The 385-nt window shown below is 41.6% G+C and carries 1 protein-coding gene; it reads right to left on the bottom strand.

Annotation, left to right across the window (positions count from 1 at the left end; genetic code table 11):
- Nucleotides 1-161 precede the first annotated feature (161 nt).
- The coding region (locus NJ376_RS28575; RefSeq protein WP_252956729.1) for a hypothetical protein at nucleotides 162-385 on the bottom strand (224 nt) is incomplete at its 5' end.

Below are 385 nucleotides of genomic sequence, written 5' to 3'. Positions count from 1 at the left end.
GTTCCTTATGGTAATGGTGTTGGAGATGGAGATCATTTGTAAGCATGGAAAGGATCTGAGTTTGTTCAGCTTGAGGGTAAGAAGAGAAGTTTGATACCTTATGGGCCATGGAAGGTTCCCACGCTGAGTGCTTGTTTTGTTCTTGAAGTTTAGCCATGTCATCAGCAAACTTGAAGTTTGGCCATGTCCTCAGCAAACTTGCTTGTTGCTTCCTTGGCCATCAAACAAATAGCATCTTCAAAGACTTCATCTTCAGATGATGTGGCACTTTCAGCCCAGTCTTTTGCCACAAGACTCTTCTCACTCATTTTCTTGATTTGAGCTTTGAGTTTCTTGTATTTGGCTTTCAGCTTGGAGTATTTTTCATCCTTTGAAGAACTTCCAC

This window comes from Siccirubricoccus soli (genome assembly GCF_024178315.1).
In the GTDB taxonomy this organism is placed as follows: Bacteria; Pseudomonadota; Alphaproteobacteria; order Acetobacterales; family Acetobacteraceae; genus Siccirubricoccus; species Siccirubricoccus soli.
This window is presented reverse-complemented; position numbering and strand designations above follow the sequence as displayed.